The sequence below is a fragment of the Leclercia adecarboxylata genome (assembly GCF_006171285.1).
Taxonomy (GTDB): Bacteria; Pseudomonadota; Gammaproteobacteria; order Enterobacterales; family Enterobacteriaceae; genus Enterobacter; species Enterobacter barmai.
Genome location: NZ_CP040889.1, coordinates 194,042 through 207,319 on the forward strand (window position 1 = coordinate 194,042; position 13,278 = coordinate 207,319).

Annotated in this window: 17 protein-coding genes and 1 pseudogene; 15 read left to right on the forward strand and 3 right to left on the reverse strand. The window is 57.8% G+C overall.

All coding sequences use genetic code 11. The features are described 5' to 3' along the window. Positions 1 to 27: 27 nt before the first annotated feature. Entirely contained in the window at positions 28 to 441 is a 414-nt protein-coding gene (gene yedD / locus FHN83_RS02795; RefSeq protein ID WP_039032563.1) for a lipoprotein YedD, read from the reverse strand. Between the two features lie 68 nt (positions 442 to 509). Continuing rightward, positions 510 to 824: a flagellar hook-basal body complex protein FliE gene (gene fliE / locus FHN83_RS02800; RefSeq protein WP_039032562.1), complete on the reverse strand. Its 315-nt coding sequence runs from the start codon at positions 822 to 824 to the stop codon at positions 510 to 512. A 227-nt stretch (positions 825 to 1,051) separates the two neighbouring features. Between fliE and fliF the strand changes: the two genes are divergently transcribed. The 14 genes and pseudogenes from fliF to rcsA all read left to right on the forward strand — a co-directional run bounded on the left by fliF (position 1,052) and on the right by rcsA (position 12,550). After that, a complete protein-coding gene (gene fliF, locus FHN83_RS02805) occupies positions 1,052 to 2,737 on the forward strand; it encodes a flagellar basal-body MS-ring/collar protein FliF (RefSeq protein WP_039032561.1) in 1,686 nt (561 codons plus the stop codon). Beyond that, positions 2,730 to 3,725 (forward strand): flagellar motor switch protein FliG, encoded by a 996-nt coding sequence (gene fliG / locus FHN83_RS02810; protein WP_039032560.1) that lies wholly within the window; start codon positions 2,730 to 2,732, stop codon positions 3,723 to 3,725. The genes fliF and fliG overlap by 8 nt, the downstream gene beginning before the upstream one ends. Beyond that, positions 3,718 to 4,425, forward strand: coding sequence for a flagellar assembly protein FliH (gene fliH, locus FHN83_RS02815; protein ID WP_139563186.1), 708 nt, complete (start codon positions 3,718 to 3,720; stop codon positions 4,423 to 4,425). Before fliG ends, fliH begins: the two co-directional genes overlap by 8 nt. Further along, positions 4,425 to 5,795 carry a flagellar protein export ATPase FliI gene (fliI, locus tag FHN83_RS02820; protein WP_139563187.1) on the forward strand — a complete coding sequence of 457 codons (1,371 nt, stop codon included), beginning with the start codon at positions 4,425 to 4,427 and terminating at the stop codon, positions 5,793 to 5,795. The genes fliH and fliI overlap by 1 nt, the downstream gene beginning before the upstream one ends. A gap of 20 nt (positions 5,796 to 5,815) precedes the next feature. Continuing rightward, positions 5,816 to 6,259: a flagellar export protein FliJ gene (gene fliJ, locus FHN83_RS02825; protein ID WP_039032557.1), complete on the forward strand. Its 444-nt coding sequence runs from the start codon at positions 5,816 to 5,818 to the stop codon at positions 6,257 to 6,259. Further along, positions 6,256 to 7,452, forward strand: a complete 1,197-nt coding sequence (fliK, locus tag FHN83_RS02830) for a flagellar hook length control protein FliK (RefSeq protein WP_139563188.1) — start codon at positions 6,256 to 6,258, stop codon at positions 7,450 to 7,452. Before fliJ ends, fliK begins: the two co-directional genes overlap by 4 nt. 111 nt (positions 7,453 to 7,563) lie before the next feature. Beyond that, entirely contained in the window at positions 7,564 to 8,031 is a 468-nt protein-coding gene (fliL, locus tag FHN83_RS02835) for a flagellar basal body-associated protein FliL (protein WP_039032555.1), read from the forward strand. 4 nt (positions 8,032 to 8,035) lie between these two features. Continuing rightward, positions 8,036 to 9,040 (forward strand): flagellar motor switch protein FliM, encoded by a 1,005-nt coding sequence (gene fliM / locus FHN83_RS02840; RefSeq protein WP_039032554.1) that lies wholly within the window; start codon positions 8,036 to 8,038, stop codon positions 9,038 to 9,040. Then, positions 9,037 to 9,450, forward strand: a complete 414-nt coding sequence (gene fliN, locus FHN83_RS02845; RefSeq protein ID WP_039032553.1) for a flagellar motor switch protein FliN — start codon at positions 9,037 to 9,039, stop codon at positions 9,448 to 9,450. Before fliM ends, fliN begins: the two co-directional genes overlap by 4 nt. A gap of 2 nt (positions 9,451 to 9,452) precedes the next feature. After that, the gene (fliO, locus tag FHN83_RS02850; RefSeq protein ID WP_039032552.1) at positions 9,453 to 9,827 is read left to right on the forward strand and encodes a flagellar biosynthetic protein FliO; all 375 of its coding nucleotides are present in this window, start codon (positions 9,453 to 9,455) and stop codon (positions 9,825 to 9,827) included. Next, entirely contained in the window at positions 9,827 to 10,564 is a 738-nt protein-coding gene (fliP, locus tag FHN83_RS02855) for a flagellar type III secretion system pore protein FliP (protein WP_039032551.1), read from the forward strand. The genes fliO and fliP overlap by 1 nt, the downstream gene beginning before the upstream one ends. A 10-nt stretch (positions 10,565 to 10,574) precedes the next feature. Continuing rightward, complete coding sequence (gene fliQ / locus FHN83_RS02860; protein WP_039032550.1) at positions 10,575 to 10,844, forward strand: flagellar biosynthesis protein FliQ; 270 nt, start codon at positions 10,575 to 10,577, stop codon at positions 10,842 to 10,844. A gap of 2 nt (positions 10,845 to 10,846) precedes the next feature. Then, positions 10,847 to 11,623 (forward strand): annotated as a pseudogene (fliR, locus tag FHN83_RS02865) (flagellar biosynthetic protein FliR); the annotation flags it as partial. Between the two features lie 303 nt (positions 11,624 to 11,926). After that, positions 11,927 to 12,550, forward strand: a complete 624-nt coding sequence (gene rcsA, locus FHN83_RS02870) for a transcriptional regulator RcsA (protein WP_039032548.1) — start codon at positions 11,927 to 11,929, stop codon at positions 12,548 to 12,550. A gap of 92 nt (positions 12,551 to 12,642) precedes the next feature. Here rcsA and dsrB read toward each other — a convergent pair whose 3' ends face one another. Next, positions 12,643 to 12,831, reverse strand: coding sequence for a protein DsrB (dsrB, locus tag FHN83_RS02875; RefSeq protein WP_039032547.1), 189 nt, complete (start codon positions 12,829 to 12,831; stop codon positions 12,643 to 12,645). Positions 12,832 to 12,959: 128 nt separating this feature from the next. Here dsrB and yodD point away from each other — a divergent pair, with 128 nt between their 5' ends. Further along, the gene (gene yodD, locus FHN83_RS02880; protein ID WP_039032546.1) at positions 12,960 to 13,187 is read left to right on the forward strand and encodes a YodD family peroxide/acid resistance protein; all 228 of its coding nucleotides are present in this window, start codon (positions 12,960 to 12,962) and stop codon (positions 13,185 to 13,187) included. Positions 13,188 to 13,278: the final 91 nt, after the last annotated feature.

The window sequence follows — 13,278 nt, forward strand, 5'->3', positions numbered from 1 at the left end:
CGCTGCGCCTGCCCGGTCTGCAGATCGTTACGGCAACTTGCTTTCGAGCGGATTTTTACTGAGGTAAGCGGCGCACTCGACGGTAGGACGATCGACGCGCTGCAGGATCATCCCGTCATACTCGATGGCCGAGCCTTCACGCTCCAGCGGATAAATATCCAGCTTGCGGGTGACGTTATAAAAATCGTCAGAACGCAGCATGATTTTCCCCGGTACGGCCACTACCCGCTGCCACTGACGGCAATCCAGGGTATCCCCTTCTTGCGTCACCACCAGCGTCGCCATCGCTTCCGGGCTGACCAGGCTGCTTTGCGGCCCTTTCGACTGCCAGTACCCCGCCAGTTCCGCCGGGACAGGATGCTTGATCACGTCCTGATATTTATCGACCTGCACACAGCCGGTTAACGCCAGCAGCCCCGCCATAATTGCTATTTTTTTCATCATGATTCCATGTACGGAGAAAAAAATAGTGTGGCATTAAAGCCGTCGCGTCGCCAGCACCAGAAGGACTAAACCTGCATACTCATCACGTCCTGGTACGCCTGCATCAGCTTGTTACGCACCTGGATGCCCATCTGCATCGACACCGACGCTTTTTGTAAATCGGTCATCACATCGTTCAGCCCGATGCCCGGCGCGCCCATAGTGAATTTTTCGCCCTGCACGCGCGCCGCGGTTTGCGTGTCGCTGATCCGGTCCAGCGCCGCATGCAGCTGGCCCGCGAAGCTGACGGTTGACTGCACGTCAGCCACGTTCTGATTCCGGGCGGTCATTGCCGTTGCCTGAAGCTGGCTGATGACGCCTTCAATCCCCTGTATTGCCATGACTTTCCCCTGATGGATTTTTACGCGCTCAAGAGTAGCAGTCTGTCAATGAGATAAAGGCGCTAAATAGCGATAAAAAACCAGGTTATTTGACGCATAGAAATTCCCGATTCATCAAATAATGGCACGGCCATGATTATGGAATTTTTGTTGTGTTTGCCGACCCGGGAGTCTGTTTTGTTTCTCCACACCAATAATGAAATCCACGATGAGTCACGAGGTGCGCTATGACTGCGTCAGCAACATCAGGCCCTCAAACTAAATCTCTCGAATGGATGAGCCGCCTGCGCGCGAACCCTAAAGTGCCATTGATCGTGGCAGGTGCTGCCGCCATCGCTATTGTGGTCGCTATGGTCTTATGGGCCAAACAACCTGACTACCGCACCCTGTTCAGCAACCTCTCTGACCAGGATGGCGGCGCTATCGTCACCCAGTTAACCCAGATGAACGTCCCTTACCGCTTCGCGGATAATGGCGGCGCGCTGGAAGTCCCTGCCGATAAAGTTCATGAACTCCGCTTACGTCTTGCCCAGCAAGGGCTGCCGAAAGGCGGCGCGGTAGGCTTTGAGCTGCTGGATCAGGAAAAATTCGGTATCAGCCAGTTCAGCGAGCAGGTTAACTACCAGCGCGCGCTGGAAGGCGAACTGGCCCGCACCATCGAAACGCTGGGCCCGCTGAAGAGCGCCCGTGTTCACCTGGCCATGCCAAAACCGACGCTGTTTGTGCGTGAACAAAAAGCCCCGTCGGCTTCCGTCACCGTTAATCTGCAGCCTGGCCGCGCGCTTGATGAAGGGCAGATTAGCGCGGTGGTGCATCTGGTCTCCAGCGCCGTGGCGGGTTTACCGCCGGGTAACGTGACCCTGGTGGATCAGATGGGCCGCCTGTTAACCAAATCCAATAACGGCGATCGCGATCTGAATGACGCGCAGCTGAAATATGCCACTGACGTGGAAAATCGCGTTCAGAGCCGCATCGAAGCGATTCTGGGCCCGATTGTCGGGACAGCTAACGTGCATGCCCAGGTCACCGCGCAGATCGATTTCTCCGATAAAGAGCAGACCGAAGAGCAATATCGTCCGAACGGCGATGCCGCCCAGGCGGTCATGCGCTCGCGTCAGGTGAATGAAAACCTGCAGGTCGGCGGGCCAAATCCTGGCGGCGTGCCGGGCGCGCTCTCTAACCAGCCTGCCCCGGCCAACACCGCGCCCATTAACGCCCCGGCACAGAACCAGCAGAACGGCCAACAGGCGAACCAACAGCAGCAGCAAACGGCGTCGGCCGCGAACTCCGGTCCGCGCACCAGCAGCCGCAACGAAACCACTAACTACGAAGTCGATCGCACCATTCGCCACACCAAAATGAACACCGGTGATGTGCAGCGTCTCTCCGTGGCGGTGGTCGTTAACTACAAAACCCTGCCGGACGGTAAGCCGCTGCCGCTGACCGCCGAGCAGATGAAACAGATCGAAAACCTGACCCGTGAAGCCATGGGTTACTCCGAGAAGCGTGGCGATACCTTAAACGTCGTGAACTCGCCGTTCAGCGCGGTTGACGATACCAGCGGCGAGCTGCCGTTCTGGAAAACCCAGTCGTTTATCGAGCAGATGCTGGAAGCCGGTCGCTGGCTGCTGGTGGTGATTGTCGCCTGGCTGCTGTGGCGTAAAGCGGTACGTCCGCAGATCGTCCGTCGCGCAGAGGAAGCGAAAGCGCTGAAAGAGCAGACCATGCTGCGTCAGGAAACAGAAGAAGCGGTGGAAGTCCGCCTCAGCAAAGACGAACAGATGCAGCAGCGCCGTGCTAACCAGCGCATGGGCGCTGAAGTGATGAGCCAGCGTATTCGCGAAATGTCAGATAACGATCCGCGCGTCGTGGCGCTGGTCATTCGCCAGTGGATGAGTACAGAAAATGAGTAACCTTACCGGAACGGATAAAAGCGTCATCCTGCTGATGACCATTGGCGAGGACCGGGCGGCAGAGGTGTTCAAACACCTCTCCCAGCGCGAAGTACAGGTTCTCAGCGCGGCGATGGCCAACGTGCGCCAGATCTCCAACAAACAGCTGACCGAGGTGCTGGCAGAGTTTGAGCAGGAAGCGGAACAGTTCGCGGCGCTCAACGTCAACGCCAACGAATACCTGCGTTCGGTACTGGTCAAAGCGCTCGGCGAAGAGCGCGCGGCCAGCCTGCTGGAAGATATTCTCGAGACCCGCGACACCGCCAGCGGCATCGAAACGCTCAACTTTATGGAGCCGCAAACCGCTGCCGATCTTATTCGCGACGAGCATCCGCAGATCATCGCCACCATCCTGGTTCACCTCAAGCGGGGTCAGGCGGCCGATATTCTGGCGCTGTTCGACGAACGCCTGCGTCACGATGTGATGCTGCGTATCGCCACCTTCGGCGGCGTCCAGCCGGCGGCGCTGGCGGAGCTGACCGAGGTGCTGAACGGCCTGCTCGACGGCCAGAACCTCAAGCGCAGCAAAATGGGCGGCGTGAGAACGGCGGCCGAAATTATCAACCTGATGAAAACGCAGCAGGAAGAGGCGGTTATTACTGCAGTCCGCGAATTCGACGGCGAACTGGCGCAGAAAATTATCGACGAGATGTTCCTGTTCGAAAACCTGGTCGACGTGGACGATCGCAGTATCCAGCGCCTGCTGCAGGAAGTGGACTCCGAATCGCTGCTAATCGCCCTCAAAGGTGCCGAACAGCCGCTGCGCGAGAAGTTCCTGCGCAACATGTCCCAGCGTGCGGCGGATATCCTGCGCGACGACCTTGCCAACCGTGGTCCGGTGCGTCTGTCTCAGGTGGAAAACGAACAGAAAGCAATCCTGCTTATTGTGCGTCGTCTGGCCGAAACCGGCGAGATGGTGGTAGGCAGCGGCGAGGATACCTATGTCTGATGAACTGCCGTGGAAGGTCTGGACGCCGGATGACCTCTCCCCTCCCCGCGCGGAATTTGTGCCCGCGAGCGTCGCCCCTGCCGAACCCGGCGAGGACGCCGACGCGCCCGAATTAAGCGAAGAGGAGCAGCGCGCGCAGCAGCTGGCACAGATCCAGATGCAGGCGCACGATCAGGGCTATACCGCCGGCCTGAACGAAGGCCGGCAGAAAGGTCAGGATCAGGGCTATCAGGAAGGTCTGGCTCAGGGCCTGGCGCAGGGGTTAGAGCAGGCGCGCTCGCAGCAGGCGCCGATCCATGCCCGCATGCAGCAGCTGGTGAGCGAGTTCCAGAACACGCTTGATGCGCTGGACAGCGTTATCGCCTCGCGTCTGATGCAGATGGCGCTGGAGGCGGCACGCCAGGTGATCGGCCACACGCCGCCGGTAGATAATTCGTCGCTCATCAAACAGATTCAGGGGCTGTTGCAACAGGAGCCGCTGTTCAGCGGCAAACCGCAGCTGCGCGTTCACCCGGACGATCTTCAGCGCGTGGAAGAGATGCTCGGCGCGACCCTGAACCTGCACGGCTGGCGTCTGCGCGGCGATCCGACCCTGCATCACGGCGGATGTAAAGTCTCCGCCGATGAAGGGGATCTGGATGCCAGCGTAGCCACCCGCTGGCAGGAACTGTGCCGCCTGGCGGCACCGGGAGTCATCTGATGACCGCACGCCTCACCCGCTGGCTCAACACCCTCGACAACTTTGAAACGAAGATGGCGCAGCTGCCCGCCGTGCGTCGCTATGGCCGCTTAACCCGCGCCACCGGCCTGGTGCTGGAAGCCACGGGCCTTCAGCTGCCGTTGGGGGCCACCTGCATTATTGAGCGGCCAGACGGGAACGAGATCCGCGAAGTCGAGAGTGAAGTGGTCGGCTTTAACGGCCAGCGCCTGTTCCTGATGCCGCTGGAAGAGGTCGAAGGGGTTCTGCCCGGCGCGCGGGTGTATGCCAAAAATTTATCCGGCGACGGACTGCACAGCGGCAAACAACTGCCGCTCGGCCCGGCGCTGCTCGGACGCGTGCTGGACGGCGGCGGTAAGCCGCTGGACGGCCTGCCCGCGCCCGATACCACCGAAACCGGCGCGCTGGTAACCCAGCCCTTCAACCCGTTACAACGAACGCCGATCGAGCATGTGCTGGATACCGGCGTGCGCCCGATCAACGCCCTGCTGACCGTCGGTCGCGGCCAGCGTATGGGCCTGTTTGCCGGTTCCGGCGTCGGTAAATCGGTGCTGCTCGGGATGATGGCTCGCTATACCCAGGCCGACGTTATCGTGGTGGGGCTGATTGGCGAGCGTGGCCGTGAAGTGAAAGATTTTATCGAGAACATCCTCGGCCCCGAAGGGCGTGCCCGCTCGGTAGTGATTGCCGCCCCGGCGGACGTCTCTCCCCTGCTGCGTATGCAGGGTGCCGCCTATGCCACCCGCATCGCCGAAGATTTCCGCGACCGGGGTCAGCACGTGCTGCTGATCATGGACTCCCTGACCCGTTATGCGATGGCCCAGCGTGAGATCGCCCTGGCGATCGGCGAACCGCCGGCCACCAAAGGTTATCCGCCGTCGGTGTTTGCCAAATTACCGGCGCTGGTCGAGCGCGCGGGTAACGGCATCAGCGGCGGGGGCTCGATTACCGCGTTTTACACGGTTCTGACCGAAGGCGATGACCAGCAGGATCCGATTGCCGACTCGGCGCGTGCGATCCTCGACGGCCATATCGTTCTGTCGCGCCGCCTGGCCGAAGCGGGCCACTACCCGGCGATTGATATTGAAGCCTCGATCAGCCGTGCGATGACGGCTCTGATCTCCGAGAAGCATTACGCCCGGGTGCGTAACTTCAAGCAGCTGCTCTCCAGCTTCCAGCGCAACCGCGATCTGGTCAGCGTCGGGGCCTATGCCAAAGGCAGCGACCCGATGCTCGACAAGGCGATTGCCCTGTGGCCGCACCTGGAGGCGTATCTGCAGCAGGGTATTTTTGAAAAAGCCGACTGGGAAAGCTCAATCCAGGCTCTGGAGATGATCTTCCCGCAGGCGTAACCAGGTAGAGGGCGAATGTCATGGCACAACACGGCGCATTAACCACGCTGAAAGATCTGGCCGAAAAAGACGTTGATACTGCCGCACAGCAGCTGGGCGCGATGCGCCGCGGTTACCAGCAGGCGGAAGAGCAGCTGAAGATGTTGATCGACTACCAGCATGAGTATCGCAATAACCTCAATACCGATATGACGCAGGGCATCGGCAGCCAGCGCTGGATCAACTACCAACAGTTCATTCAGACGCTGGAAAAAGCGATCGAACAGCATCGCCAGCAGGTACTTCAGTGGACCGAAAAGGTTGACCGGGCGTTGAACGTCTGGCGCGAAAAGAAACAGCGTCTACAGGCCTGGCAGACGCTGCAGGATCGCCAGCTTGCCGCCGCTATGCTGGCGGAAAACCGTCTCGATCAGAAAAAAATGGATGAATTTGCCCAGCGGGCAACAATGAGGACCCCGGAATGATCACCCTTCAACAACTGCTTTCGAGCGACAGCGAACTTACTGCTGGCGTCCGGGGCGGAAAAGCGGCCGATGGCGCGCAGGATTTTCTTGCCCTGCTGGCGGGCGCGTTAAGCGATGCAAAAGGCCAGGGCAAAGAAGCTGGCCTGACGCTGAGCGATCTGCAGGCATCGGGCGGCAAGCTCGCGAAAGCGGCACTGCAGGCCGGTGCGGCTGACGCCGACGTTGACGCCGATGCCGGTAAGCTGGCCGAACTGCTGGCGCGTCAGGACCTGACGTTCACCGACGAAAAAGCCACCCAGCCGGGGCTGACGCAGGGCCTGCTGCCCGCAGCCAAAAGCGACGTGCTGAAGAGCCTGACCCAGGCGGCGAAAGAGGCGGACAGTAAAACCGAGCTCAGCGAAGAGGAGCTGGCGGGCTTAAGCGCCTTAATGGCAATGCTGCCCCACCAGCAGACCGCAACCGCTGCGGCCCCTCAGCCGGTCAGCGCCACCAGTCTTGACGTGAAGGCGGCAGCCACCAGCGAGCGCGGACGCCAGCCAGCCCTGGATACCAATGCCCTGGGCAGCACGAAAACCGTCGCTCAGGATAAAGATGCGTTGGTTGCCGACAACCAACTGACGCCAGCCGTCGCCGCGACCATCAACAAACAGGCGGCAGAGAGCACTCCGTCCCCGACCGGGCCAACCGCCACGATGGGGCCGATTGTCAGTACTCATACCTCCGTCCAGGGGACCTTTGCCGCCGCACAGGTGGTCAGCGCCCAGCTGGGCAGCAACGAGTGGCAGCAGACCATCAGCCAGCACATCACGCTGTTTACCCGTCAGGGCCAGCAGAGCGCCGAACTGCGTCTGCATCCGGAAGATCTTGGCCAGGTGCAGATCACCCTCAAGCTGGATGATAATCAGGCGCAGCTGCAGATGGTGTCAGGCCATAGCCACGTTCGCGCGGCGCTGGAAGCGGCGCTGCCGGTTCTGCGCACCCAGCTGGCGGAGAACGGCATTCAGCTGACCCAAAGCAGCATCAGCAGTGAAAACTTTAACGGTCAACAGCAGGCCTCTTCTCAGCATCATCAGCAGGCATCCCGCTCCGGCAATGCCGGCGGATTTGATGAAGAGAACGATGAGCTGCTGGCGGTACCTGCCTCCCTGCAGTCTGCCGCGCGTGGAAACAGCGCTGTCGATATCTTCGCCTAAACCTAAACGCCAGAGGTAGCGTGATTATCCCCGTCTTTTCGACCCTTTGACGGCGACGGGACACGGGATAATCACCACATTAGCAGTTCCGAAACAGGAAGCACGCAACAGATGACTGACTCCGCCATCACCAAAAAAAGTAAGCGTTCCATCTGGATCCCGCTGCTGGTGTTAATTACGCTCGCCGCCTGCGCCACCGCAGGTTACAGCTACTGGCGTATGAATAAAGCCCCTTCAGCCGAAGCCAAGGTAGAGCCACCACCACCGGCTGCACCGGTCTTTTTCGCGCTGGATACGTTCACCGTTAACCTGGGCGACGCCGATCACGTATTTTACGTGGGCGTTACGCTGCGCCTGAAAGACGAAGCCACCCGCGCGCGTCTGAGTGAGTACCTGCCGGAAGTGCGCAGCCGTCTGCTGCTGCTGTTTTCCCGTCAGGATCCTGCCCAGCTCTCTACCGATGAAGGTAAACAGAAGCTGGTAGAAGCCATCAAGCAAACGCTGGCCGCGCCTCTGATCAGCGGTCAACCTAAGCAGGAAGTCACCGACGTTCTGTATACAGCTTTCATTCTGCGGTAACGACATGGGCGACAGTATTCTTTCTCAGGCGGAAATCGATGCGCTGCTCAACGGCGACAGCGATAAGGCCGACGAACCAAAAGCGGGCCAGGCGGGCGAAAGCGACATTCGCCCCTACGATCCTAATACCCAGCGTCGCGTGGTGCGCGAGCGTCTGCAGGCGCTGGAGATCATTAACGAACGTTTCGCGCGTCAGTTCCGTATGGGGCTGTTTAACCTGCTGCGCCGTAGCCCGGATATCACCGTCGGCGCGATCCGCATTCAGCCGTATCATGAGTTCGCGCGTAACCTGCCGGTGCCGACGAACCTCAACCTGATCCACCTGAAGCCGCTGCGCGGCACGGGCCTGTTCGTCTTCTCGCCAAGCCTGGTGTTTATCGCCGTGGATAACCTGTTTGGCGGCGACGGACGTTTCCCGACCAAAGTGGAAGGGCGCGAGTTCACCCACACCGAACAGCGCGTCATCAACCGCATGCTGAAGCTGGCCCTTGAGGGCTATAGCGACGCATGGAAGGCGATCCACCCGCTGGACGTGGAGTATGTGCGTTCCGAGATGCAGGTGAAGTTCACCAACATCACCACCTCGCCAAACGACATCGTGGTCAACACCCCGTTCCACGTGGAGATCGGCAACCTGACCGGTGAGTTCAACATCTGCCTGCCGTTCAGCATGATTGAGCCGCTGCGCGAAGTGCTGGTGAACCCGCCGCTGGAAAACTCCCGCCATGAAGATCAGAACTGGCGTGAGAACCTGGTCCGCCAGGTTCAGCACTCCCAGCTGGAGCTGGTGGCGAACTTTGCCGACGTGCCGCTGCGTTTGTCGCAAATTTTAAAATTAAAACCCGGCGATGTTCTGCCGATAGAAAAACCCGACCGCATCATTGCGCATGTGGATGGCGTGCCCGTGCTGACCAGCCAGTATGGCACCGTTAACAATCAGTACGCGTTACGCGTTGAGCACCTGATCAACCCGATTTTGAATTCTCTGAATGAGGAACAGCCCAAATGAGTGATATGAACAATCCGTCCGATGACAACACCGGAGCACTGGACGATCTGTGGGCTGAGGCGTTAAACGAACAACAGGCACCGGCCAGCAAAAGCGTTGCCGATGCGGTATTCCAGCAGCTGGGCGGCGGTGACGTCAGCGGTACGCTGCAGGATATCGATCTGATCATGGATATCCCGGTCAAGCTGACCGTGGAGCTGGGCCGTACCCGTATGACCATCAAAGAGCTGCTGCGCCTGACGCAGGGTTCAGTGGTGGCGCTGGACGGTCTGGCCGGTGAGCCGCTGGATATTCTGATCAACGGCTACCTGATTGCCCAGGGTGAAGTGGTGGTTGTCGCCGACAAGTACGGCGTGCGCATCACCGACATCATCACCCCGTCTGAACGTATGCGTCGTCTGAGCCGTTAAGTATGAAAACCCAGGCAATCGTCTCACAACCCTCTGCCGTTCCAGGCTCGCCGCTGCTTCAGGTTAGCGGCGCGCTGCTGGGGATCATTGCCTTTATTCTGATTGTCGCGTGGCTTGCAAAACGCGTGGGTCTGGCGGGCAAAACCGCCGGAGCCCGCGGGTTGAAGCTCGCCGCCAGCACCTCGCTGGGCCCGCGTGAGCGGGTGGTGATCGTGGAAGTGGAAGACGCCCGGCTGGTGCTGGGTGTCACCGCCTCACAAATTACTATTCTGCATACATTGCCGCCTGCGCCGGTCTCTGAGGAGAGTCGCGCAGAGGTTCAACCGGATTTTCAGTCCGTGATGAAGAGTTTGCTTAAGCGTTCCGGGAGATCGTGATGCGCCGTTTGTTGTCCCTTACGCTGGCAGGCCTTGGCCTGTTTGCTCCCGCCGTGTATGCCCAGCTGCCAGGCCTTATCTCCACGCCGATGGCCAACGGTGGCCAGAGCTGGTCTCTGCCGGTGCAGACGCTGGTGTTTATCACCTCCCTGACCTTTATCCCGGCAATCCTGCTGATGATGACCAGCTTCACCCGTATCATCATCGTCTTCGGCCTGCTGCGAAACGCGCTGGGTACGCCCTCCGCGCCGCCTAACCAGGTGCTGCTCGGTCTGTCGCTGTTTTTGACCTTTTTTATTATGTCCCCGGTGATCGACAAGATTTATGTCGACGCCTATCAGCCGTTTAGCGAAGAGAAGATCTCGATGCAGGAGGCGCTGGAAAAAGGGGCGCAGCCGCTGCGTGAATTTATGCTGCGTCAGACCCGTGAAGCCGACCTGGCGCTGTTTGCCCGTCTGGCTAACGCCGGGCCGATTCAGGGGCCGGAAGCGGTGCCGATGCGCATTCTGCTGCCCGCCTACGTCACCAGCGAGCTGAAAACCGCGTTCCAGATTGGCTTTACGATCTTCATTCCGTTTTTGATTATCGACCTGGTGATTGCCAGCGTCCTGATGGCGCTCGGGATGATGATGGTGCCACCGGCCACCATCGCCCTGCCCTTCAAGCTGATGCTGTTTGTTCTGGTGGACGGCTGGCAGCTGCTGGTGGGTTCGCTGGCGCAAAGTTTCTACAGTTGAGGAGCGCGCAATGACGCCAGAATCGGTCATGATGATGGGCACGGAAGCGATGAAGGTCGCCATTTCCGTTGCCGCTCCCCTGCTGCTGGTGGCGCTGGTCACCGGTCTTGTCATCAGTATCCTGCAGGCCGCCACGCAGATTAACGAGATGACGCTGTCGTTTATCCCGAAAATCATCGCCGTATTTGTGGCGATCATTATCGCCGGGCCCTGGATGCTGAACCTGCTGCTGGATTACATGCGCAATCTGTTCACCAACCTGCCTTACATCATCGGCTAGTCATGCTGCAAGTTACCAGCGTTCAATGGCTTGAGTGGCTCGGCCTCTACTTCTGGCCGCTGCTGCGCATTCTGGCGCTGATTTCCACTGCGCCCATTCTGAGCGAACGGGCCATTCCCAAGCGGGTGAAGGTCGGTCTGGCGATCCTGATCACCATTATCGTCGCCCCGACGCTGCCGCCGGTAAACGTGCCTATCTTTTCTGCCCCGGCGCTGTGGGTCGGATTACAGCAGATCCTGATCGGCGTCGCCATCGGCTTTACGATGCAGTTCGCATTTGCCGCCGTACGTACGGCCGGGGAGCTGATTGGCCTGCAGATGGGGCTGTCGTTCGCCACCTTCTTTGACCCGGGCAGCCGGCTGAACATGCCGATCCTCGCCCGTATCATCGACCTGCTGGCGATGCTGCTGTTTATGGCCTTTGACGGCCATCTGTGGCTGATTTCGATGCTGGTGGATACCTTCCACACGCTGCCCATTGGCGGCAATCCGGTTAACAGCAACGCTTTCATGGCGCTGGTCAGCGCGGCCGGGCTGATTTTCCTCAACGGGCTGATGCTGGCGCTGCCGCTCATTACTCTGCTGCTGGCCGTCAACCTGTCGCTGGGTTTACTTAACCGTATGGCGCCGCAGCTGTCGGTGTTTGTCATTGGTTTCCCGATTACCCTGACCATCGGTATTCTGCTTATCTCCCTCCTCATGCCGCTTATTGCACCTTTCTGCGAACATTTATTCAGTGAAGTATTTAATTTGCTGGCCGATATCGTGCGCGAACTTCCGACGAAATAATAACCCCTGTGTTTTATATTGTTTCTTTGAGGATATTCCTAAAATAAAGATCGCGAAACATCTGCCAGGATATATCTGATGCGGGTTGAATGTTTTAATGCTACTCACATAATTCAACATTTACTTTACTTTAAGATGTTTCCTGGCAAATTATACGTAACTTTACGGGATAGTGAGTTCGCCTGAAAGTCCTTGTAATGCTCACAGGTAATTTATTTTTTCCATCCCGTTTGGCTGTTATAGAGCTCTCAGGCAGGTGGTTAATTATCGTTATGCATTGAGTGAGGGTATGCCATGTCAACGATCATTATGGATTTATGCAGTTACACCCGGCTAGGGTTAACCGGGTATCTGGCCAGCAGAGGGGTAAAGAAAAAGGACATCAACGATGTACATACCGTTGACGAACTTGCCGCCGCATGCGAGGCCTTTACGCCAGGTGTGGTGTTTATTAATGAGGACTGTTTCATTCACGACCCCGCCAACAGTCAGCAAATAAAGCACATCATTAATCAACATCCCGGCACACTGTTTATTGTTTTTATGGCGATAGCCAATATCCATTTCGATGAATATTTGCGGGTTCGTCAGAATCTTCTGATTAGTTCAAAATCTATTAAACCAGAATCACTGGATGAACTGGTGGGGGATTATTTAAGCAAAGAGATAAAGAGTGTAGCGGAATTTAATTTTCCGACTTTATCATTAAGCCGAACTGAATCCAGCATGCTGCGAATGTGGATGGCTGGACAGGGAACGATTCAGATTTCCGACCAGATGAATATCAAGGCGAAAACCGTATCGTCACATAAGGGAAATATTAAAAGGAAGATAAAAACGCATAATAAGCAAGTGATCTATCATGTCGTTCGTCTGACAGATAATGTGACCAACGGAATTTACGTTAACCTGCGATAACCCCTTCTCCTTTCTTACACGCAATCCGATCTCTGGCTATGCCAGAGATTTTTCATTCCGGTCAGGCCAGCCCGCGCCACCCGACATCCACGCTACTCCTGGCTCTCAACGAAGATACCGTCAGGGTGGCCCAGCTCGTTAAAGAACCAGATCCCGAGCGGGTAGTCTTCCAGCGAGACCAGATACATCGTGCCTTCATTAAACTGTTCAACCGCCAGTACAACACCCGGGCGACGCGGCCCGCCATCGGTTTTAACTGTGACCCGATCGTTGACGTTCATAAAATCCTCCTCTGGTTTTGAGCCAGTGTAGAACAAAACGTGAAAACTGGCAGCGTGTTGCCGCGCGATTGCCGCTTTTATCGGCGGTCTATACTTACAGATGAGTTCGGTTAAATGAGGAGTAAGGAATGAAGACCGCAAAAGAGTACAGCGAGACCGCAAAACGGGAAGTGAATGTTGACGTTGACGCCCTGCTCGCCGCAATCAATGAAATCAGCGAGAGCGAGGTCAAGCGGATCGAGGATGACCCTACCCGGGTCAGAGTGAACGACAGGGATTACCATACCTGGCGCGAGCTGGCGGAGGCCTTCGAGCTGGATATTCATGATTTTAGCGTGACGGAAGTGAACCGCTGAGGCGAAAAAAATCCCGGTCATGGGGTGACCGGGATCAAACTTGCTTATGCAAGAAGCACTTGTAAATTCGTTACACCAGGAAATCTGATGT

What these genes read in the sequence shown, in the direction of transcription:
- yedD (WP_039032563.1), bottom strand. Translation starts at nt 441, where the DNA reads ATGAAAAAAATAGCAATTATGGCGGGGCTGCTGGCGTTAACCGGCTGT.
- fliE (WP_039032562.1), bottom strand. Translation starts at nt 824, where the DNA reads ATGGCAATACAGGGGATTGAAGGCGTCATCAGCCAGCTTCAGGCAACG.
- fliF (WP_039032561.1), top strand. Translation starts at nt 1,052, where the DNA reads ATGACTGCGTCAGCAACATCAGGCCCTCAAACTAAATCTCTCGAATGG.
- fliG (WP_039032560.1), top strand. Translation starts at nt 2,730, where the DNA reads ATGAGTAACCTTACCGGAACGGATAAAAGCGTCATCCTGCTGATGACC.
- fliH (WP_139563186.1), top strand. Translation starts at nt 3,718, where the DNA reads ATGTCTGATGAACTGCCGTGGAAGGTCTGGACGCCGGATGACCTCTCC.
- fliI (WP_139563187.1), top strand. Translation starts at nt 4,425, where the DNA reads ATGACCGCACGCCTCACCCGCTGGCTCAACACCCTCGACAACTTTGAA.
- fliJ (WP_039032557.1), top strand. Translation starts at nt 5,816, where the DNA reads ATGGCACAACACGGCGCATTAACCACGCTGAAAGATCTGGCCGAAAAA.
- fliK (WP_139563188.1), top strand. Translation starts at nt 6,256, where the DNA reads ATGATCACCCTTCAACAACTGCTTTCGAGCGACAGCGAACTTACTGCT.
- fliL (WP_039032555.1), top strand. Translation starts at nt 7,564, where the DNA reads ATGACTGACTCCGCCATCACCAAAAAAAGTAAGCGTTCCATCTGGATC.
- fliM (WP_039032554.1), top strand. Translation starts at nt 8,036, where the DNA reads ATGGGCGACAGTATTCTTTCTCAGGCGGAAATCGATGCGCTGCTCAAC.
- fliN (WP_039032553.1), top strand. Translation starts at nt 9,037, where the DNA reads ATGAGTGATATGAACAATCCGTCCGATGACAACACCGGAGCACTGGAC.
- fliO (WP_039032552.1), top strand. Translation starts at nt 9,453, where the DNA reads ATGAAAACCCAGGCAATCGTCTCACAACCCTCTGCCGTTCCAGGCTCG.
- fliP (WP_039032551.1), top strand. Translation starts at nt 9,827, where the DNA reads ATGCGCCGTTTGTTGTCCCTTACGCTGGCAGGCCTTGGCCTGTTTGCT.
- fliQ (WP_039032550.1), top strand. Translation starts at nt 10,575, where the DNA reads ATGACGCCAGAATCGGTCATGATGATGGGCACGGAAGCGATGAAGGTC.
- rcsA (WP_039032548.1), top strand. Translation starts at nt 11,927, where the DNA reads ATGTCAACGATCATTATGGATTTATGCAGTTACACCCGGCTAGGGTTA.
- dsrB (WP_039032547.1), bottom strand. Translation starts at nt 12,831, where the DNA reads ATGAACGTCAACGATCGGGTCACAGTTAAAACCGATGGCGGGCCGCGT.
- yodD (WP_039032546.1), top strand. Translation starts at nt 12,960, where the DNA reads ATGAAGACCGCAAAAGAGTACAGCGAGACCGCAAAACGGGAAGTGAAT.